Source organism: Streptomyces sp. NPDC018964, assembly GCF_044390325.1.
Classification (GTDB): domain Bacteria; phylum Actinomycetota; class Actinomycetes; order Streptomycetales; family Streptomycetaceae; genus Streptomyces.
On the sequence record NZ_JBIRYZ010000004.1, the window covers coordinates 255813 to 276096 of the forward strand.

The 20284-nt window shown below is 75.0% G+C and carries 15 protein-coding genes; 14 read left to right on the top strand and 1 reads right to left on the bottom strand.

The genetic code is table 11. The annotated features are described in order from the left end of the window. Nucleotides 1-80 precede the first annotated feature (80 nt). Nucleotides 81-698 carry an RNA polymerase sigma factor gene (locus tag ACH5AO_RS08945; RefSeq protein ID WP_398923281.1) on the top strand — a complete coding sequence of 206 codons (618 nt, stop codon included), beginning with the start codon at nt 81-83 and terminating at the stop codon, nt 696-698. A 237-nt stretch (nt 699-935) separates the two neighbouring features. Beyond that, a complete protein-coding gene (locus ACH5AO_RS08950) occupies nt 936-1865 on the top strand; it encodes a hypothetical protein (RefSeq protein ID WP_398923283.1) in 930 nt (309 codons plus the stop codon). Between the two features lie 262 nt (nt 1866-2127). On the opposite strand, the gene ACH5AO_RS08955 is transcribed toward ACH5AO_RS08950, so the two are convergent. Next, entirely contained in the window at nt 2128-3492 is a 1365-nt protein-coding gene (locus tag ACH5AO_RS08955; RefSeq protein ID WP_398923285.1) for a hydrolytic protein, read from the bottom strand. A 233-nt stretch (nt 3493-3725) separates the two neighbouring features. Here ACH5AO_RS08955 and ACH5AO_RS08960 point away from each other — a divergent pair, with 233 nt between their 5' ends. The 12 genes from ACH5AO_RS08960 to ACH5AO_RS09015 all read left to right on the top strand — a co-directional run bounded on the left by ACH5AO_RS08960 (nt 3726) and on the right by ACH5AO_RS09015 (nt 20280). Beyond that, a complete protein-coding gene (locus ACH5AO_RS08960; RefSeq protein ID WP_398923287.1) occupies nt 3726-4418 on the top strand; it encodes a LuxR C-terminal-related transcriptional regulator in 693 nt (230 codons plus the stop codon). 169 nt (nt 4419-4587) lie between these two features. Next, nucleotides 4588-7812: a hypothetical protein gene (locus tag ACH5AO_RS08965; protein ID WP_398923289.1), complete on the top strand. Its 3225-nt coding sequence runs from the start codon at nt 4588-4590 to the stop codon at nt 7810-7812. Beyond that, the gene (locus ACH5AO_RS08970) at nt 7809-8516 is read left to right on the top strand and encodes a DUF4255 domain-containing protein (protein ID WP_398923291.1); all 708 of its coding nucleotides are present in this window, start codon (nt 7809-7811) and stop codon (nt 8514-8516) included. Before ACH5AO_RS08965 ends, ACH5AO_RS08970 begins: the two co-directional genes overlap by 4 nt. A gap of 110 nt (nt 8517-8626) precedes the next feature. Then, nucleotides 8627-10723: an ATP-binding protein gene (locus ACH5AO_RS08975; protein WP_398923639.1), complete on the top strand. Its 2097-nt coding sequence runs from the start codon at nt 8627-8629 to the stop codon at nt 10721-10723. Nucleotides 10724-11281: 558 nt separating this feature from the next. Beyond that, nucleotides 11282-12844, top strand: coding sequence for a phage tail sheath family protein (locus ACH5AO_RS08980; RefSeq protein WP_398923293.1), 1563 nt, complete (start codon nt 11282-11284; stop codon nt 12842-12844). A 35-nt stretch (nt 12845-12879) separates the two neighbouring features. After that, a complete protein-coding gene (locus tag ACH5AO_RS08985; RefSeq protein WP_030829861.1) occupies nt 12880-13320 on the top strand; it encodes a phage tail protein in 441 nt (146 codons plus the stop codon). Beyond that, nucleotides 13317-13814: a hypothetical protein gene (locus ACH5AO_RS08990; protein WP_398923295.1), complete on the top strand. Its 498-nt coding sequence runs from the start codon at nt 13317-13319 to the stop codon at nt 13812-13814. The genes ACH5AO_RS08985 and ACH5AO_RS08990 overlap by 4 nt, the downstream gene beginning before the upstream one ends. Beyond that, the gene (locus ACH5AO_RS08995; protein WP_163014002.1) at nt 13811-13969 is read left to right on the top strand and encodes a DUF6760 family protein; all 159 of its coding nucleotides are present in this window, start codon (nt 13811-13813) and stop codon (nt 13967-13969) included. The genes ACH5AO_RS08990 and ACH5AO_RS08995 overlap by 4 nt, the downstream gene beginning before the upstream one ends. Before the next feature lie 4 nt (nt 13970-13973). Continuing rightward, nucleotides 13974-17195: a hypothetical protein gene (locus ACH5AO_RS09000; protein WP_398923298.1), complete on the top strand. Its 3222-nt coding sequence runs from the start codon at nt 13974-13976 to the stop codon at nt 17193-17195. Nucleotides 17196-17224: 29 nt separating this feature from the next. Further along, nucleotides 17225-17650, top strand: coding sequence for a phage tail protein (locus tag ACH5AO_RS09005; protein WP_398923299.1), 426 nt, complete (start codon nt 17225-17227; stop codon nt 17648-17650). An 81-nt stretch (nt 17651-17731) separates the two neighbouring features. Then, nucleotides 17732-18454 carry a LysM peptidoglycan-binding domain-containing protein gene (locus ACH5AO_RS09010; RefSeq protein WP_030871414.1) on the top strand — a complete coding sequence of 241 codons (723 nt, stop codon included), beginning with the start codon at nt 17732-17734 and terminating at the stop codon, nt 18452-18454. Further along, the gene (locus ACH5AO_RS09015) at nt 18451-20280 is read left to right on the top strand and encodes a VgrG-related protein (RefSeq protein WP_398923302.1); all 1830 of its coding nucleotides are present in this window, start codon (nt 18451-18453) and stop codon (nt 20278-20280) included. The genes ACH5AO_RS09010 and ACH5AO_RS09015 overlap by 4 nt, the downstream gene beginning before the upstream one ends. Nucleotides 20281-20284 lie beyond the last annotated feature (4 nt).

Genomic DNA, 20284 nt, shown 5'->3' on the forward strand with positions numbered 1-20284 from the left:
GTGGGGGTGTGGGCGCGTTCGGCGTGGTCACGCCAAGCGACAGCGGTGCGCTACGCGCCCGGTACGGACGAGGACGGTTCTTGGGCCACGGAGGGGAACCCCGCCGCGCACAGGCGTACGACGGGGAACTGGGCGCGGCCGTCGCGCGGGCCCAGGAGGGGGAGGAGGCCGCCTTCGCCGTGGCCTACCGGCTCGTACAGCCCGGCCTGCTCGCCTACGTGCGCGGGCTCGTCGGGGACGACGCCGAGGACGTGATGTCGGACGCCTGGCTGGAGATAGCCCGCGACCTGGGGAGGTTCAAGGGCGACGGGGCCGGGTTCCGGGGCTGGACGGCGACCATCGCCCGGCACCGGGCGCTGGACCATCTGCGCCGGCAGCGGGTACGGCCCCGGCCGTCGGTGCTGGAGCAGGACGTCCTGGAGCTGCCCGGGCCGCAGAGCACCCACGACCAGGCCATGGAGGCCATGTCCACCGAGTACGCCCTCGAACTGGTCGGCGGGCTGCCGCGCGACCAGGCCGAGGCCGTGCTGCTGCGGGTGGTCGTCGGCCTCGACGGCCCGGCCGCCGCCCGCGTCCTCGGCAAGCGGCCGGGCGCGGTGCGGACGGCCGCGTACCGGGGGCTGAAGCGGCTGGCGAAGCAGCTCGGCGCCGAGAGTGTGACGGATGAGGCGTCGCGGACGCTGGGTGAGTCGACATGAACGTCGGCCGGGACGGCGGACACGGCGGTCGGCGCGGCGACGCGCGACCCGGGCCGTCCGCGCCCGGCGGTCCACGACGGCCCCCCAGGGCCACCGGCTGAACGGGCCGGACGTGCGGAACGTATCCGTCGGTCCGGGAGGTACCGCCCGCGGGTCCGGCCCGTACGGGTGCGGTGGGCCGGACGGGCCGCGTCGGCAGCGTGTGATCAGGTGGAACGAGCAGGGACGGGATCGGGCATGGGTGAACGGCGGAACGACGGCGGGCCGGGCGGCCGTCGGCGTGTGCACCCTGGGGGCGCGCCGTCCGGACGCATCGGCCCGGATCCCGTCACCGGCGGGCGCCGGGTCGTCGACGCCGCCGACCTGGAGGCGCTGCTCGCCGCCGCGCTGATCCGCCGCGGCGTGGACGCCGGGGCCGAGCAGCGGGCCGTCGCCGCGTTCCTGGCCGCCCGGGAGTCGGGGACGCGGGGCGCGCGCACCCGGAGCCGGGACGACTGGCGGGCCCGGCGGAGCCGGTTCGGCCGTCACTCGCTGAAGGCCACGCTCTCCGTGGTGGTCGCCGGTCTCACCCTGAGCGGGGTCGCGGTCGCCGGCATCGGCGCGACGGACTCGTCCACGGACGGTCCGGCGGAGGACGGCAGGCGCACCCACGCCCCCTCGCCCGGCACCACCGGCCCGTCCACCAAAGACTCCGCGGGTCCGGGCGCGGGCCCGGGCACCGGTATCGGACGGCCGGGCCTCCCGGGGACCGCCGGGGGGACCGAGGCCCACTGCCGCGCCTACGAAGAGGTACGGGGGCGCGGCAAGGCGCTGGACTCGACGGCCTGGAAGCGGCTGACGGAGGCGGCGGGCGGTGCGGCGAACGTCGACGCCTACTGCGCCGGGCGGCAGGGAGGGACGGCGGGGGCCGAGGAGCGGCCCGGCGGCACCCCGGCGCCGGAGAGGAAGGACGGCGGTTCGGCCGACCGGTCCGGAAACGGATCTTCCGGCGCCCCGGGCGACAACGCCACGCGCAGGGCGGGCAACGGCTCGGGCGCCGGGGGCAACGGCTCGGGCAACGGTTCCGGCACCGCGGGCGACAACTCGGGCAATGGTTCCGGCGCCACGGGCAACGGCTCGGGTGGCAGCACGGGGAAGTCCGGGAACCCGGGAGCCGATCGCCCGTAGCGCACCCGGCCGGCCCGCCGGCCCGCCGGCCCGCCGTCACGGTGTGCGGCTCGCGGCGGCCGCGCCGGACGCGCGCGGGCGGCGGATCGTGTGACCCGCCGCCCGCTTCACCACTCCGTCAAAGACCTGTGCCCTACGGGGCTCCTGTGGTCGAATGCCGGTTTTGAGACCGAGGCTGTCGATTTCAGGCCGAAACCCTTTCGACGCTTTACGAACTCGGTCACCGCTGGCTGAGGATGAGTTCGGAGGTAGAGCGTCCGATTCACTGCGTGGTGGTGCTCAGCACTCCGCTCACGTTCAAGACCTCATGACACTCCGAAGCCTGACGACCCGTCGCCGGAGTACCGGGCTTCGCGCAGGTCACGTTGATGGTCACCGTATCGTTCTCGGAGATCTTGATGGGGGTGACCCAGTGGTAGTCCTGGTTGCGGAACGTCTCCAGCGCGATCGTGGTGATCTTGCGGTCGCCGAAGCTGATCGTCATCACGCCCTCGTCGCCCTGGAAGTTGGCGACGACGATGTCCGTGACCCCGAAGACGCTGTTCTCGGGCACCTTGTAGGTGCCGGTCCTGGTCGCCCCGGTGCCCGTCTTCAGGTCGATGGTCGCCGAACTCTGCTGGCCACCGGCCAGGGTCCCGCCCCCGGCCGGGGCACCGCTCCCGTCGCCGCCCGACCCGGCAGCGCCCGCCTCCGCGCCCGCACCCGACTCCTGGCCGCCGCCTCCGGGCCGGCTGTCCGCGCCGGTGCCGGGGGACCCTCCGCCGGCCTCCTGCTCCCCGGCCGGCGTCGGCCGCGGCTGGACCGCCTCGGTGGCCGCCTCCTCGGCGGCGCTGCGCACCGCGGGACGGACCAGCGTGAACCAGGCGAGCAACAGCGCGAGCAGCGCGGCGAGCAGCACCAGCAGCCACTTGGGGAAGATCGGGATCTGGACGAACTCCGCGTCCAGCGGCGGCCGTACGACGGGATCGTCCCAGCGGGCCTCCGCCGGCTCCTCCTGCTCGCCGGCCTCCGTGGTGTCCACGGTGAACGGCCACACCACGGGGTCGCCGAACCACACCGGCTTGGCGGTACGGACCCGCAGCCCGACCTCCGCCGACTCGCCGGGCTCCAGCTTCGGCTGCGCCGGGGCGAAGGCGAACCCCAGCTCCTCACCCGCCTGTCCGGGGGTGAAGCGCACCTGCACGGCGGTGTTGCCCTGGTTGCGCACGGCCAGCCGGTAGCGGCCGCGCAGCCAGCCGCGCCGACGGCGCGGGGACAGCTCGGTCTTGAGCTCGTGGAACTCCCCGATGTGCACGGTGGTCTCGAGGACCCGCACCGCGTCGGGGTGCTCGTTGGGCAGCACCCGCACACCGAGGGGCATCTCGCCGGCCCGGATCTCCGGGGACCGCGGCGGCTCCAGACGGAGCGTCACCGTCTCGGAGGTGCCGGGATACAGGGAGACGCGCGCCGGTTCCACCGTGGTCCAGGCGGCGCAGTCCCCGACGACCCGCAGGTCGTACGCCTCGACGATGTCGCTGTCGTTGCGCACCGTCAGGGTGGTGGTGGCGGTGTCGCCCGGAGTCACCGTCACGGCCGGGATGTCGAGGCCGGGCGCACCGGGACCGGAAGAGGCTGTGGAAGGCGTCACGCCCCCACCGTAGGAGCGCGCCCCGAAGCGCGGCCAGGAACGCGAGGGCAACGTGCGGGCAGTGACGCTGCCCGGCCGGCCAATGTCAACTCACCTGTAACGGCGGCTCCTTAATGTGGCGAGCCGCCTCCCGCGCACCTCCCGCCCCGTGATCGCCTCCCCTTGCATTCCTTACCCCCCACCGACTCATGAAACAGGTAGTCATGCTCCACGTGGAAGAGAACAGATCCGCCTTGTCCGATGCCGCACCCCGTGACTCCGTCCGGGCCGGCTCGGTCCTCCACGGCTCTCGCACCGAGCGCCCGGCCAGGGTGACCCTGGCCGTCTACGCCGCCGACCCCGTGCTGCGGGTGGGCGTCGTCCAGCAGTTGCGGCACCGCCCCGAGATCGACCTGGTCGACGCCGACGACGCCGACTCGGCCCAGGTGTCGCTGGTGGTGGTCGACACCGTCGACGACGAGGTGGCCGCCCTCCTCAACCGGCTGCGGCACAACAGCGCCACCCGCACCGGACTGGTGATAGGCACCCTCGGGACCGGCGGGCTGCAACGCGTCATCGAGTGCGGTGTGGCGGCCGTGCTGCGCCGCGACGAGGCCGACCAGGACCAGCTGCTGCGCCTGGTCCTGGCGACGGGCAACGGCGAGGGGATGCTGCCCGGCGACCTGCTCGGCGAACTGCTCAACCACGTCGGCAGCCTCCAGCGCTCCGCGCTCGACCCCGGGGCCCTGTCCCTGTCCACCCTCACCACGCGCGAGGCGGACATGCTGCGCCTGGTGTCGGAGGGCCTGGACACGGCGGAGATAGCCCGCAAGACCTCGTACTCCGAACGCACCGTCAAGAACGTCCTGCACGAGGTCATCACCCGGTTGCAACTGCGCAACCGGGCGCACGCCGTGGGCTACGCGCTGCGCAACGGGCTGATCTGAGGGACGGCCGGGCGACCCCGTCGACGACGCCGGGGAACCCCGCGCTGCCCGAAAGCACACCCCGCGCTTCCCCCGGGTGCGGACCCACCGCCCTGCCGCCGTGCGCGCGGCCGGTGCACGGTGGGGAGGGCACATCCAGCTGCCGCACCAGACTGCGAAGGGGACCGTGATGGAAACCGCTGGCTCCGGCGGGCGGTACCGCCTGGGGAGACTCGGCATGTCGCTGCTGCTGGTCGTACCCCTCCTCGGGGTGACGGCGGCGGCCGGCCCGGGCAGCGCCGATCCGCGGCCGACGGACGCGGCGGACGCCGCCCAGACCCGGATCGCGTACGCCGGCACCGGGCACCGCAGTCTCGGCGAGGTCACCACCACCACCTCCAGCACCGCGCTGTCCGGCGAGGGGCCGGTCCACTACGACGTGCAGCCGTCCGCCCTCGGCGACCGGCTGGTCTTCGCCAGTCGCCGCGACGAGAAGAACCCGCAGATCTACCTGCGGGCCGCCGACGGTTCGACACTGCGGCTCACCACCGGCATGGACGCGGCACACCCCCAGCTGACGCCCGACGGGAAGTCCGTGGTGTTCGACGCGGCCGAGTCCGCCGCGGGCGGCGGGACGCAGCGCGACCTGTGGCTGGTGCACACCGACGGCACCGGTCTGGACCGGCTGACCGACACCTCGACCGTCGACGAGGAGGACCCGACGGTCTCCCCCGACGGGAAGCGCATCGCGTACGTCTCCGACCGTGACTCGACGGCCGGCCGCCAGATCTACGTGGAGGACCTGGACGGCGGCACCGCCACCCGGTTCACCGACCCCGCGAACGGCACCGCCTCCGAACCGGCGTGGAACCCGGTCGACGACGGCGTCAACCGCGGCTGGATCGCGTACACCTCCACCAAGACCGAGTACGGGAAGCCCGAGCGTCAGTTGCGGATCACCGACGGGACGGCCGACGAGCCGCTGTTCGGGGGCGCGACGGCCGACTGGGAGGCCCACGGGGCGGCGTGGCTGCCCGACGGGGACGGTCTGGTGTTCCTCAGCCCCGAGAACACCTGTGAGTGCCAGAGCGACTGGGACCACGTGTTCCGGTCCACCGCCCACTCCGACCGGGTCCCCTCACTGGTCCTCAACGAGAACCGGGACGTCCTCTCGCCCACCTGGTTCGGCTCCCTCGACGGCGGCCACGCGGTGGTCGAGCGCACCTCCGCGGCCGGCCCGCACACGGTGACGCTCCAGGACGCCCGGGCGGACGGCTCCGACCCCCGCGACCTGGGGCTGACGATCCTCGAGGAGGACCCGGCGGCCGACACCAACATCGACCCCGCCAAGGACCCGCTGTTCGATCCCGGGTCCGGCTACGACCCGTGGACCGAACGGCAGAACTACACGCCCGACGGCCGCCGGATCGTCGTCACCCGCTTCGAGACCGACCCCCAGGGCCGCCGGATCCAGCGGATCTGGACGGTGGACGCCGACGGCTCCAAGCCGGAGCCCATGAACCTCCAGGGACGCGCCGACACGGACTGGGACACCGACCCGACGTTCTCCCCGGACGGCAAGTACCTCGCCTTCACCCGGATCTCGCCCGGCGGCGTCGGCAAAGACAGCCGCATCCTCATCGCGGACGTCGACGACGGCGCGATCATCGGCGAGGTCGTCCCGCCGGACGGAGAACTCACCGGCCGGGACGCCCAGCCCACCTGGTCCCCCGACGGCACCACCCTGGCCTTCACCCGCGCCATGGAGATCAACGGGGCCGGCGGCAACAAGCACGTGTGGACCGTGTCGGTGGAGAACCTGCCCCAGCAGGACGGCCTGTCCCAGCAGGACGACCTGAGCGAGGAAAACTGCCCGGACGACTGCGAGGTCATCGACGACAGCCCCGCGTTCTCCCCGGACGGCCGCGGCATCGCCTTCAACCGCAAGAACGGCGCCGGCCTGATCGACGAGAAGAACGGCATCCTGCTCACCTCCCTGTCCGGCGACACCTGCCAGGTGCTGCTGCCGGCCGCCGCCCGCGGTGTGCCCGGCGCCTGCGGCCGGGCACTGCCGGACACCTCGGTCACCGGCCCGCACCAGCCCCGCGACGCCGCCTGGACCGCCGACGGCAAGGGGCTCGTGTTCAGCTCCCGCGCCGCGGTCGCGGCCAACAGCCCCGAGAAGCTGAACCGCCTCGACATCGCCTCCGGCGACATCACCACGCTCACCGGCGACCTCGCGGGCCGGCAGAAGGAACCCGCCGTCCAGCAGTCCGTGGACCTCGTCGTCCGGGCGCCCGGCACCGCCCCGCCGGTCACCGTCGGCGACACCACCACGGTCACCGTGGAGGTGGTCAACAATGGCCCCGCCGCCTCCCCCGGCACCCGGCTGACGATCGCCCCGCCGGCCGGCGTGCGGGTCACCCGGATCAGCCGGCCCGACGGCACCTGCGACGCCGCCTCCCTCCAGTGCGACCTCGGAGTGGTGGAGCCCGGCACCACCGTCCCGGTGGACGTCACGCTCACCGGAGTCGTCCCCGGCGACGCGCCGGTCGACTGGTCGGTCGCCGGTACGGTCATCGACCCGCGGCCCAGTGACAACGCGGGCCGGACCGTGGTGCCGGTGGCCGAGGCCACGCCGACGCCCACCCCGACCCCCACGCCCACCCCGACCCCCACGACGCCGCCCGCGTCCCCGACCCCCGCGCCGCCCACGCCCCCCGCCCCGACGCCGACCCCCACGGTGCCTCCGGAGCCGGAGGAGCCCGAGGCCGGCCCCGGAGTGCGGGTCACCGCCCAGCCGAACCCCGGCTACGTCGGCGGACGCGTCGTCGTGACGTACACCGTCCGCAACGGCCGCAACGCACTCGCCACCGGACTGCGGCTGCGCGTCACCCTGCCCGCGGGCGTTCCCAACAGCGGGCGCCCGGCCGGCTGCGACCGGAACTGGGTGTGCGCGCTGCCCGACCTCACGCCCGGCGCGAGCACCGTCGTACGGGTCGTGCTCAGCCCGGACAAGGCGATGACCGGCCAGGTCAGCGGCGTGCTCACCACCACCGGCACGGACGCCGACCGGAGCGACAACACCGCCCGGCAGCGGCTGCGCGTCCTCCAGCCGCGCATCGTCGCGGTGCCGGACATCGGCAAGCCCGGCTTCGTCACCTCCGTGCGCGGCAAGGACTTCCCGCCGGGAGCGCCGGTGCGCTTCAAGTGGAAGCCGGGCATCACCGCGGCGGCGGCGCCGACCGTCCCGCTGGCCGACGGCACGTTCACCGGCCAGCTGCTGATCCTCGCCAAGGACCAGACCGGACCGCGCGTCATCACCGCCAGCGGCCCCGGATTCTCCCCGGTGAAGACCGACTTCCTGGTCGTCAGCGGCAGCGTGCAGCCGCCGGACGAGGTGACCCGCCGGTGATCCACGAGGTCGACGAGGGGCTGCGCCGGCTGCTCGCCGGAAGCGGTCTCGAGGCGTCGGGCGTCGACGTGGTCTTCGACGCCCCCACCCGGGACTGGGCGGCGCGGCGCAGCGCCCCGACCGTCTGCGTCTTCCTGTACGACATCCGGGAGGACGCCCTGCGGCGCGGCACCGGCGCCGGGGAGGTGTACGACGAGGACGGGCACCTCGTCGCCCGGCGCTCCCCACCGCGCTGGTTCCAGCTGACGTACCTCGTCACGGCGTGGGCGAGCCGCCCGCAGGACGAGCACCGGCTGCTGTCGCAGGTGCTCGGCACCCTGGTGGCCCACGACGTGCTGCCCCCGGCGCTGCTCACCGGCTCGCTCGCCGAACTCGGCCTGACCGTGGGCCTGGACACCGCCGGGACCGGGATGGACGCCCCGGCCGCCGCCGACGTGTGGTCGGCGCTCGGCGGGGAACTGAAGGCGTCCCTCGGGGTCCGGGTGCTGGCCCCGCTCGCCGGGGTGACCAGAGCCGTCGCGCCGCCGGTCACCGAAGGCCTCGTCGTGCGCTCCGCCGCCGCGCGCGAGGGCGCGGCGGCGAGCCCGGGACGCCGGCTGCGCTACACGGAGGCGAGCGACCCGGGCCCGGACGGCTTCACCGGCCCGCGCGAACGCCCGCCGGCCCCGGCCCGACGCCGCCGCAAGGGAGACCGCCAGCCGTGACACACACCGTGGAACCCGCGCTCGACGACGACCACGTCGGGGGAGGGGACGGCGGAACCGGCCGGGACGGTGACGCCGACGTCCCCTTCGCCGGTCCCGACGCCCTCTGGGTGCGGCTCGGGGCGGTCGAGAGGCGGGTGCGGGAGGCCGTGGCGGTGCGGCGGGACGCCGACCCGGATCCCGACGACCCCTACCGCGGCCAGTACCTCACGCCGGAGGCGGTGGCGCGGATCCTGGACGGGCCGGGCGGGCTCGACGTGCCCGCGCGGGAGCCCTGGCAGCCACCGGACGGCTCCGTCCTCGGCACGCTCGCCCGGCGGTTCGGGCTGTCACCGCTCGACCTGGACCTGCTGCTGATCGCCCTGGCGCCCGATCTGGACGCACGGTTCGAGCGGCTCTACGGCTACCTCAACGACGACCTGACACGCCGTCGGCCCACGGTCGGGCTCGCGCTGGAGCTGTGCGGGCTCGGCGGCGCGTCGCCCGCCCGGTTCCGCCTCGCCCCCGGGGCCCCGCTGGTCGCGGGCGGCCTGCTGGAGGTCACCGAACCGGAACGGCCCCCGCTCTCCCGCGTCCTGGTGGTCCCCGACCGGGTCACCGGCCACCTCCTGGGCGACACACGGCCCGACGCCCGGCTCACCGGTGTCCTCGACGAGGTCCGGGAGGACCCCACCGCCGAGGCCGCCGAGGTCCACCGGGCGGCGGCCGCGGCCGGGACCGGGACCGGCCTCGTCCATCTGCGCAGCCGGGGCGGCGACGCCGAGGGACTGGCCACCGCGGCCCTGCGCCTGGCCGGCCTGCGCCCGCTCGTCCTGGACGCGGCGGCGCTCGCCCGGCGCCCGGCCGACGTGCCGGCGCTGGCCCGGGTGATCGCCCTCGAAGCCCGTCTGACCGGCGCCGGTGTGGTGCTCGGCCCGCTGGCGGCACTGCCCGGCGAGCCCGCCGAACGGACCCGCACGCTCAGCGCGCTCTGCGCCGGACTGCGGGGCATCCCCCTGTTCACGCACGGCACCACGGGCTGGGACCCGGCCTGGGCGGCCGACACCCCCGTCGTCCTGACCGTACGGGCCCCCTCCCCGGACCGCCAGGCCGCCCGCTGGCGACACGCCCTCACCCGGGCGGCCGGCACGGCCGACCCGACCGGCGAACCCACCGTGAGCGGTGCCGCCGGGACCGCCCGCCGCCCGGCCCCCGGTGACGTCGTCCCGGTCGGTGACGTCGAGGAGCTCGCGCGAGCCGTCGCCGCGCACCGGCTGGACGCCGGGCAGTTGCGCCGGGCCGCCGACGCGGCGGTGCGCACCGCCGCCCTCGAAGGCCGCCCCGTCGGGCCGGACGACCTGCGCGTCGCCGTACGCGCCCAGAACGGCGCGGGACTGGACCGGCTCGCCCGGCGGCTGGAGCCGGGCGTCGGCTGGGACGACCTGGTGCTGCCGCCCACCACCCACCGGCGGCTGCGGGAACTCGCGCTGCGCGCCCGCCACCGCGAGCAGGTGCTCGGGCAGTGGGGGATGCGGCCCGGCGGCGGCCGGGGGCGCGGCGTCATCGCGCTGTTCGCCGGCGAGTCCGGCACCGGCAAGACCATGTCCGCCGAGGTCATCGCCGCGGACCTCGGCATGGACCTGTACGTGGTGGACCTGTCCACGGTGGTGGACAAGTACATCGGGGAGACCGAGAAGAACCTGGAGCGCATCTTCACCGAGGCGTCGGCGGTCAACGCGGTGCTGCTCTTCGACGAGGCCGACGCGATCTTCGGCAAGCGCTCGGAGGTGAAGGACGCGCACGACCGGCACGCCAACATCGAGTCGGCGTACCTGCTCCAGCGCATGGAGTCGTTCGACGGGATCGCGGTGCTCACCACCAACCTGCGGGCCAACCTGGACGAGGCGTTCACCCGCCGCCTGGACGTGGTGGCGGACTTCCCGATGCCGGACACCGGCCAGCGCCTCGCCCTGTGGGAGCGGTGCCTGGGCGACCGGCTGCCCCGGGCCGACGACCTCGACCTCGCCTTCTGCGCGGACCGCTTCGAACTGGCCGGCGGCTCCATCCGGGCCTGCGCGGTCACCGCGGCCTACCTCGCCGCGGAGTCCGGCGAACCGCTCACCATGCGGCAGACGGTCACCGCGATCGCCCAGGAGTACCGCAAGCTGGGGCGCCTGGTCCTGGAGAGCGAGTTCGGTCCGTACCTGGCGGAGGCCACCGGTGCCTGAACGGGTGCCCGGGAGCGCCGGGCCCCGCGGGGAGCCCGCCCGGGCGGGCGGCGAACCCCGCCTCCACGGACGGCGTCCGCGCACCCCGGGCGGCGCTGTTCCCGGACGATGCCGCCGTCAGGGCAGAACCGTGAGCCGACCGGACGGCCGCCGGACGAACCGGTGCGGGCCGAGACGGAGGCCCGCCCCGACCTCGACGATCCCGGTGATCCCGAAGACCCGGACACCTCGGCGCCGATCGGCGCCAGGACAGCGGGCGACGGGTCGTGGACGGCCGACCTGACGACCGTGACCGTGCCGTCCCGTCGCGCACGTCCGTCCCGTCGCGCACGTCGCGGCGGCTCCCCGTCCGGATGCCCGTGCGGCCCGGCGGGGCGTCCAGGTCCGTACGGGCAGTGCGGGGGCAGGGGCGGGTGACGCCCGGACGGTCAGCGGGGGGCGCCCGGAAAGGCAGACGTCTTGCCCCCGGGCAGGTCCGCACGTCCCTGCCGCCCCGCCCGGCGCACCGCGCAGACTCGGCCTGGACACAGGTGACCGCAAGGACGTTAAGGAGCGAGCATGCCGACGTACCTCACCCCGGGCGTGTACGTGGAGGAGGTGCAGTCCGGTGCCCGGCCGATCGAAGGGGTCGGCACGGCCGTCGCCGCGTTCGTCGGTTTCGCCGAGAAGGGCCCGTTCCACGCGCCGACGCTGGTCACCAGCTGGGACCAGTACTCCCAGCTGTTCGGCGGCTTCACCGAGGGCACCTATCTGGCCCACGCCGTCTACGGGTACTTCGCCAACGGCGGCGGCGCCGCGTACGTGGTGCGCATCGGCGGGTCCGCCGAGGACACCTCCGCCCCGGCGGCGGGCGACGGCCGTCCGCGCGGAGCCGGCCGGGCCGTGCAGCCGGTGGAGCTCGGCGGCTTCCTGATCGCGGCCAAGCCGGGCGTGACCGGGGTGTCGGTGGAGATCGCCGACGCGGACGGCGAGAACCCGCCGGAGGACCGCTTCAAGGTCCTGGTCCGCCGCGGCGACCAGGTGGTGGAGACCTACGAGGCCTCCACCCGCAAGAACGTCAAGGGGTACCTGGTAACCCAGGCCCGCTCCTCCGCGCTGATCGAGGTCACCGAGCAGCGCGGCGCCGGCCAGACCAAGCCCGCCGCGCAGACCGTGGCGGTCCCCGACGCCCCGGGCGCGCCGGCCGTGAACGGCTCCGGCGAACCGGCCCGCCTCGACCCCGCCGAGTACGTCGGCGACGCGGCGGCCCGCACCGGGTTCGGCGGCCTGGAGACCATCGACGAGATCACCATGGTCGCGGTGCCGGACCTGATGGGCGCCTACCAGCGCGGCGACATCGACGCCGAGGGCGTGCGCACCGTGCAGCTCGCCGTCATCTCGCACTGCGAGCAGATGGGCGACCGGGTCGCCGTCCTCGACGCCCCGCCCGGGATGTCCGCCCAGCAGGTGCGCACCTGGCGCAACGACGAGGCCGGCTACGACTCCCGCTACGCCACCCTGTACTACCCGTGGGTGCGGGTCTTCGACCCGGCCCTCGGACGCAACACCACCGTCCCGCCGAGCGGTCACGTCGCCGGTGTGTGGGCGCGCAGCGACGCCGAGCGCGGTGTGCACAAGGCGCCCGCCAACGAGGTCATCCGCGGCGCGGTCGACCTGGAGCTGCGGCTCAGCAAGGGCGAGCAGGACCTGCTCAACCCGATCGGCGTGAACTGCATCCGGGCCTTCCCCGGCCGCGGCATCCGGATCTGGGGCGCCCGTACCCTCTCCTCCGACCCGGCCTGGCGCTACCTGAACGTGCGCCGTCTGTTCAACTACCTCGAAGAGTCCATCCTGCTCGGCACCCAGTGGGTGGTGTTCGAGCCGAACGACGACCGCCTGTGGTCGAGCATCCGGCGCAACGTCACCGCGTTCCTCCAGGAGGAGTGGCGCCGGGGCGCGCTGTTCGGCCGGACCGCCGCCGAGGCGTTCTACGTGAAGTGCGACCGCGACAACAACCCGCAGGAGTCCATCGACCAGGGCCGGGTCGTCTGCGAGATCGGCGTCGCGCCGGTCAAGCCCGCGGAGTTCGTGGTGTTCCGGCTGGCCCAGTTCTCCGACACCACCAGCCTCATCGACGAGTGACCCGCGGGTCCGCAAGGGAAGGTTGACAGACAGTCATGGCAACGGGCGACGCTCTTTCCACCCACGTCTTCGGCGTGCAGCTCGGCGGGTACCTGGTCGAATCGATCCAGGAGATCAGCGGGTTCACCGTCGAGGAGGATGTCGTCGAGGTCAAGCAGGTGACCTCGGAGGGCAAGCAGATCATCCGCAAGCAGCCGGGCGCCCGGCAGGCCGGCGAGATCACGATCACCCGGGGACTCGACCAGAGCAGCGAGTTCACCAACTGGATCAAGGAGACCCTGAACAACGGGGCCGTGAACTCCGCGCGCCAGAACCTCACGATCGAGATCAAGGACACCGAGGGCAACACGGTCCGCCGCATCCAGCTGCTGCAGGGCTGGGCCTCCAAGTGGGAGGGCCCCTCGCTGAAGGCGGGCGAGTCCTCCCCGGCCACCGAGTCCGTCACGATCGTGTTCGAGGAGATCGTCGTCGAATGAGGCGTCGTACGGTCACGGCGGGCAACCTGGAGGAACTCCTCCAGGCGACGGCGCCCGCCCAGGCGTCGGAGCAGGCGGCGGCCGCCCCGGCCCCCGCCGCCCCGCCGCGCCGGGAGGACCACGGACTGCGCACCGAGTTCGAGTTCGAGCTGCCGCGCGGCTACGTGGACGACGAGGGCACGGTGCACCGGCACGGCACGATGCGCCTGGCCACCGCCCGCGACGAACTGCGGCCCCAGATCGACCTGCGGGTCAAGGAGAACCCGGCGTACCTGAGCGTGGTGCTGCTGAGCCAGGTGATCACCCAGCTCGGCTCGATCACCGATGTGCACGCCGGGGTCGTGGAGCGGATGTACGCCACCGACGTCGCCTTCCTCCAGGACTTCTACCGCCGCATCAACAGCGAGGGCCACACCCGCGCGGCGGTGACCTGTCCGCACTGCGAGGGCGGCTTCGAGGTCGACCTCTCGGGTGGGCGCCTGGGGGAATCGTGACGTACGCGCTTCCCCGGCTCCGGGAGGAGATCGCGTACATCGCCTACCACTTCCACTGGCAGCGCGAGGAGATCCTCGACCTGACCCACGGCGAACGCCAGCAGTGGGTGGCCGAGATCGCCCGTATCAACACCCGCATGAACGAAGGCGGTTGAGCACATGGCATGGCGGGACAGGCTGCGCCGCCGGGCCACGGGCCCGTCGGCGGGCGGCCGGTCCGGCGCGTCCGGCGCGGGCGCGGACCGGGGCGCCGACGGCGTCCCGGCCGCTGCCGCGCCCGGCGACGGCCCGGGTCCCGCCGCGCCCGGCGGTTCCGGTCCCGCCGTGCCCGCCGACTGGGACGGCGGCTGGCGCCGCACCGCCGCGCCCCCGCTCACCGTCTCCCGCGCCCCGCTGGGCGTGAGCGACGGCCTCTCCTTCCGCGCGGGGCTCGCCGCCTGGCAGAACCCGTCCTTCGACGGCGGCCTCGGCCACGCCCTGCTGCCCGACGCCCCGACCGGCCTGGTACGGGGGGTCACGCGCCCGGCCACCCCGCGGGCCACCGGCACAGGCGGGGGGCCACTGCTGCTCCGCGCGGTACGGAGGGAGGGGGACGGCCCGCAGGACGGTGCGCCGGACGCGGTACGGCCGGACACGGTGCGTGCGGACGGCGCGGCGTCGGCCACACCGGTCGCGCGCCGGGGGCGCTCGTCCGGTCCGGGGTCTTCGGGCTCCGGGTCTTCGGGTTCGAGGACCTCGGGCTCTGCGTCTTCCGGCTCTGCGTCTTCCGGCTCCGGGGCTTTTGGCCCCGAGCCGTCCGGTCCGGCGCCCTCCGGTCCGGCGTCCTCCGGTGCGGGGGCGTCCCGCGGTGGCTCGGGTGGTGCGCGGGCGGCGGGTACGGGTTCCGGGGCGGAGACCGTGGTGGCCCGTTCCGCCGACGGCACCGGCAGCGGTTCCGGCACGGGGAGTCCGGACGGCGCCCCGCGGACCCGCGGCATCACGTCCACGGCGTCCCCCGCCGTGCTCTCCTCGTCGGCTCCCGCCGTGCAGCGGGCCGTGGCACCGGGCAGCCCCCCGGTCGTGGCCCCCTCCGATTCCGGCCGCCCGCCGGCCACTCCGCCGATTCCACTCGTACGACGCGTCTCCGTGGTCCCCGGTGCGTCCGCCGGGGGAGCCGGCGCACGGCCCGCTTCCGGCGCCGCCGCCTCCGCTTCCTCGCGGACTCCCTCAGGGGGACACGCCGCGAACCCCGGGTCCGCGTCCGGGCCGTCCGCACGGCGCACCGTCACGGGGGAGTCGTCCGAACGGAGCGGCGGCGGCCTCCCGGAGGCCTCCCGGGCCCTCGACGCCGAGGCGTCCCGCCCGGTCGCCCGGCCGCGACCGGTGGGCCCCCGGCTGACCGTCGCCCGCCGCGTGGCCGTGCCCGTACGCCGGGTACCCGCCCTGCGCCCCACCACGACCGCCGCCGCCACCACCACCGCCCCTGCGCCGGGCGACGCCACGGCCTCCGGACCATCCGGCTCGGCCGCCCCCGCCCCGACCGCACCGGCCGCCCCCCAGGCACCCCCGGCCGCCCCCGTCCAACGCGCGGCCGGCCGGCCGCCCCTGGGCGCTCCGCTCACCGAACTGCCGCCCACGGCGACGCCGTTGGCGAAGGACGCTCCCGCCGTGTCCGCCACGGGGCCCGCTTCCGGCCCCGCGCTCCCCGTCGTCCAGCGCCAGGCCGAGGACACGGCCGGCGCCCCGTCCGACAGGGGCGTACGGGGAACGGCTCCGGGCGCCGGCCCCGACAGCAGTCCCTCGGAGCCGGGTTCCGTTCCCCGTCGTTCCGGTGCCCGCGCACGCGGCGGTCTGGGCGCGCCCCTGCCCGCGCTGCCCCCCAGCGCCGACCTGCCCGGTGCCACCGCGTCCGGCGCCCGGGCCCCCCGTACGACGTCCGACGCCCGGACGCCCGCCGAGGCGTCCCCGGCACGGGAAGGGGGTGCGGCGGCCGCCGCACCGCTGCTGGGGACCGTCGGCGTTCAGCGCAGCCTCGCGGACCACTCCGCCCCGCCGAGCACACCGAGTACGCCGAGCACCCCGTCACCCGGTCCCGCGGGTCCTCACGGCAGCGGGCCGACCACGCCTCTGGTGACGCCGGCTCCGTCCGCCGCGTCCCCGGGTCCGGCACCGGAAGGCCCGGCCGGGAACGCCGTACGCCCCACGTCGGCAGCGGCGTCGGCGTCGGCCGGACCGGGCCCGGGTCCTGTCGTCGCCCGTGCCGTGAGCCCCGCCGCGGGAGCGACCCCCACGGGCGCCCGCACCACACCCGGTGGCACGACGAACACGGGCTCCACGGCGCGCACGGGCTCCACGACCGGCGCCGGGAGGACGGCGAGCGCGGGTTCCACGACAGGCGGCCCAGGAGCCACCCGTCCCACGGCCAGGAGCACCGCGCCGGCCCGACCCGCCACCATCCCCGCGGCCCCCCGCACCCTCGCGCTGCTCCCCGCCCGCCCGCTCAGCCTCAACACCCGGCTCCCCGAAGGCGCGGCACCGGCGGCCGCGTCCCGTACCGGCGGCGGCCGTCCCGTCGTGGCCGCGCGTTGGACCACGACCCCGGCCGTCCCCGGCGCCGGCCCCGCCGCGCCCACCGGCGCGCCCGCGCGCCCGGCACCCGCCCCGTCGCCGGGCTCCCCGGCGACCCCGCCGCACGTCCAGCGGGCCGTGACGACGCACCGGCCGCAGGACCCGGGCGCGCGGCGCCCCGACCCCGCGGCACGGGCCGGCGGACCGACCGGCCCTCGGAGCACCAGTACCGGTACCGGCTCTCGGGGCACCGGTACGGCTCCTCGGGGCACCGGTACCGGCCGGCGCGTCCCCGTCGTCAAGCCCGAGCCGCCCCGCACGGCCCCCGGTACGGCCCCCGGTGCGGCGGCCGCCCCCGCACCGGCGCGGTCCCTCCCCGTGACCGCCCTCCAGACCGCCCCTCTCGCCCACGGCCCGTCGGCCACGACGGCACCGGCACCCGCGCCGGTGGGACCCGTCCCCGTGGTCCGCCCGAGGACCGTGACGCCGGGACCGGCGGCGGGCGGCGGCACCGGCCGCGCGACGCCCCCGGTCCAGCGCGACGTCTCCCCCGCCGGTGACCTCGCCGTGGCCAAGGGCGTACCGGTCAAGGCCGGACCGGCCACGTCGGGCCCGGGACGCGCCCGTTCGTCGTCGGTCTCCGCCGCCGGCGACCTCGCGGTGCCCGAGGGCCACGGCAGGGGCGCGGACCGGTCGGCCGATTCCCCGCAGAACCCCGGCGCCGACCTGGACGACCTGGCGCGCCGCCTGATCGACCCGCTGGCCCGCCTGCTCCGCACCGAACTGCGACGCGGCCGGGAACGTACGGGCCGCCCCTACGACGGACGCCGCTGAGGGCACGGCACGGAACGGATGACGGACTGATGACGGACAACATCTTCGCGAGCAGCGTGTTCTTCCAGCTCACGATCGGCGGCAACGACCTGGGCGCCTTCAACACCTGCTCCGGCATGGGCGCCGAGGTGGAGATCGAGAGCTACGCGGAGGGCGGCAACAACGGCTTCGCCTGGCAGCTGCCCGGCCGCGTGACCTGGTCGAACATCACGCTCACCCGGCCGGTCACCGCCGACACGGCGAAGATCGGCCGCTGGCTGGACGAGACCCTGAAGCGGGTGCGGCCCAAGGACGGCGAGATCGTGGCGCTGAGGCCGGACCTCAGCCGGATCATCAGCTGGCAGGTGTTCGGGATCGTGCCGGTGCGCTGGCAGGGACCGTCCTTCGACCCCAGCAACTCGCAGGCCGCGGTGGAGACCCTGGAGATCGCCCACGAGGGACTGCGCCCCTCCTGACCCGGCCCCGCCGACCACCCCGCCCCACCCGCACTCCCGCACCCGCCCCACCCGCACCCGCCCCGGAAAGGAAGTCCCGGCATGTCCACCGTGTCCCGCGCCAGTCGCGCCAGGGCCCAGCTGACGCTGAAGGAGCCCCCGGCCTCCGTCGGGGCGAAGCCGGGCGGGACGATCGCGCGGCTGAACCTCCAGTTCAACCCGAACACGCTCCAGTTGCAGAAGACCACCGAGTGGCGGCGCACCCCGTCCCGGATGGCCGGGCAGTCGGCGCTGCCCGAGTTCGTCGGCAGCGGCCCGCGCACGCTGTCCCTGGAAGTGTTCCTGGACGCCACCGCCAAGCACGACAACTCCGTGGAGCAGGCGGTGGAGAAGCTGATGAAGGGATGCGTGCCGACCCCGGCGAGCATCGGCCGCAAGAAGCCGGCCAGTCCGTGGGTGCGGTTCGAGTGGGGCACCGCGCGCACGACCTCGTTCGACGGGGTGCTCTCCAGCCTGTCGGTGTCGTACACGCTGTTCGACGTGGACGGGAAGCCGCTGCGGGCCACCTGCCAGCTGTCGATCGAGGAGGCGAGCGTCGACCCGGCGGGCCAGAACCCGACCTCCGGCTCCCGCACCGCCCGCAGCACGCACACCGTCGTGGCGGGCGACAGCCTGGCCCTGCTGGCCTGGCGGGAGTACGGCGACGCGACGGCCTGGCGGGTCATCGCGGAGGCGAACGGGATCGACGATCCGATGGCCCTCGTGCCCGGCACCGAACTGGTGGTGCCCGGGCTGCGGGACGCGGACGGTGAGGAGGAGCAGTGAGCACTGCCGTGGAACGGGGCGGCCGGTCCTTCGCCGCGGACCCGATCGTGGAGACGCCCGGCGAACTCCCGCAGATCTGGGCCGCCCAGCTGGTGAGCTGCGTGGTGGACGAGAACGTGGGCCTGCCGGACGCGGCGGTGCTCACCTTCCGCGACCCCGACCACGAGTTCCTCCAGAAGACCGGCATCACCATCGGCACCCCGCTGAAGGTGTCGGTGGAGACGGTGTCCGGGCAGGCGCGCGAGCGGCTGTTCAACGGCGAGGTGACGGCCCTGGAACTGGACCGGGACCGCACCGGCTCGTTCACGGTGGTGCGCGCCTACTCCAAGGCGCACCGCCTCCAGCGCGGCCGGAAGGTGGTGGCGTACCGGAACATGACGGCGGCGGCCATCGTCCGCAAGGTGGCCGCCGGGGCGGGCCTGACCTGCGGCACCGTGCAGGCCGCGCCGGTCACCTACCAGCAGCTGTCGCAGGCGAACGTGTCCGACTGGGACTTCCTCCAGTTCCTGGCCGCCGAGAGCGGCGCGCAGGTGCGCGTCGACGACCAGGGCCTGCTCCAGTTCACCAAGCCGGAGAAGGCCTCCGGCGCGCCCTCGCCGTCCACGTCGGCCACCCGGAACCCGATGGTGCTGGAGTACGGGCGGAACCTGCTGGCGATACGGGCCTCCCTGTCGGCCGCGGACGGGGCGCAGCAGGTGGAGGTGCGCGGCTGGGACGTCACCACGAAGCGGCCGCTGGTGGCCACCCGGCCCTCGGTGGACAGTGACGTGGTGGTGCCGGGACTGAGCCCGGCGTTCGCCGCCCGGTTCGGGAAGTCGAAGCTGACGGTCACCGACACCCCGTACCGCACCCAGGCCGAGACGAAGGCGGTCGCGGACGCGGTGGCCGACCAGGTGAGCGCCGGGTTCGGCGAGCTGGAGGTGCTGGCCGAGGGCAACCCGAAGCTGCGGGCGGGCAAGCCCGTGGCGCTCGGCAACGTCGGTCAGGCCTTCACCGGCAAGTACACGGCGACGGCCGTGCAGCACGTCCTCGAACCGCACGGCGGCTACCGTACGACGGTGTGGGTGAGCGCCAGCCCGGACCGCTCCCTGACCGGTCTGGTCACCGGCGCCAACGCGCCCTCCCGCGGTCCACGCATCCCCGGCCTGGCGATCGGCGTGGTGACCGACGTGCGTGAGCCCGGTGGCGCCGAGAGCGGCGCCGTGAAGCTCAAGTTCCCCTGGCTGGACGACACCTACGTCACCGACTGGGTGCGCACCGTGCAGTGGGGCGGCAAGGGCGGCGGGGGAGTGGTGAGCCCCGAGGTCAACGACGAGGTCCTGGTCGGCTTCGAACAGGGCCTGCTGGACAGCCCGTACGTCATCGGCGGGCTCTACAACGGCGTGGACAAGCCCTCGCCGCACGACGTGCCGCTGATCGACAAGACCACCGGGAAGGTCAACCGCCGTTCCGTCGTGTCGCGTTCGGGCCATCGGGTGGAACTGCTGGACGCGCGGGCGCCCGGCCGCTCGGGGGTACGGCTGCTGACCGCCGACGAGCACATGGAGGTGTTCCTCGACGACCGCCAGGACCGGATCGAGCTGACCGTGTACTCCGGCAAGGGCACGGCCCGCAAGCCCCTCAGTTCCGTCGTGCTCGACAAGAAGGGCATCACCCTGGACGCGGGACGGGGCGACGTGAGCGTGTCCGGCCGCAACGTGGACATCCAGGGCCGGGTCGACGTGAAGGTCGGCGGCCGCAACGTGAACGTCACCGGAAGCTCGGGCGTCACCGTCGACGGCGGCCTGCTCGGCGTCCTCAAGGCCAAGCTCATCCGGATCAACTGACCCC

Bases quoted from the DNA above. Each gene is read 5' to 3' on its own strand.
- ACH5AO_RS08950 (WP_398923283.1), top strand. From the start codon at position 936: ATGGGTGAACGGCGGAACGACGGCGGGCCGGGCGGCCGTCGGCGTGTG.
- ACH5AO_RS08965 (WP_398923289.1), top strand. From the start codon at position 4,588: ATGGAAACCGCTGGCTCCGGCGGGCGGTACCGCCTGGGGAGACTCGGC.
- ACH5AO_RS08980 (WP_398923293.1), top strand. From the start codon at position 11,282: ATGCCGACGTACCTCACCCCGGGCGTGTACGTGGAGGAGGTGCAGTCC.
- ACH5AO_RS08985 (WP_030829861.1), top strand. From the start codon at position 12,880: ATGGCAACGGGCGACGCTCTTTCCACCCACGTCTTCGGCGTGCAGCTC.
- ACH5AO_RS08990 (WP_398923295.1), top strand. From the start codon at position 13,317: ATGAGGCGTCGTACGGTCACGGCGGGCAACCTGGAGGAACTCCTCCAG.
- ACH5AO_RS09000 (WP_398923298.1), top strand. From the start codon at position 13,974: ATGGCATGGCGGGACAGGCTGCGCCGCCGGGCCACGGGCCCGTCGGCG.
- ACH5AO_RS09005 (WP_398923299.1), top strand. From the start codon at position 17,225: ATGACGGACAACATCTTCGCGAGCAGCGTGTTCTTCCAGCTCACGATC.
- ACH5AO_RS09010 (WP_030871414.1), top strand. From the start codon at position 17,732: ATGTCCACCGTGTCCCGCGCCAGTCGCGCCAGGGCCCAGCTGACGCTG.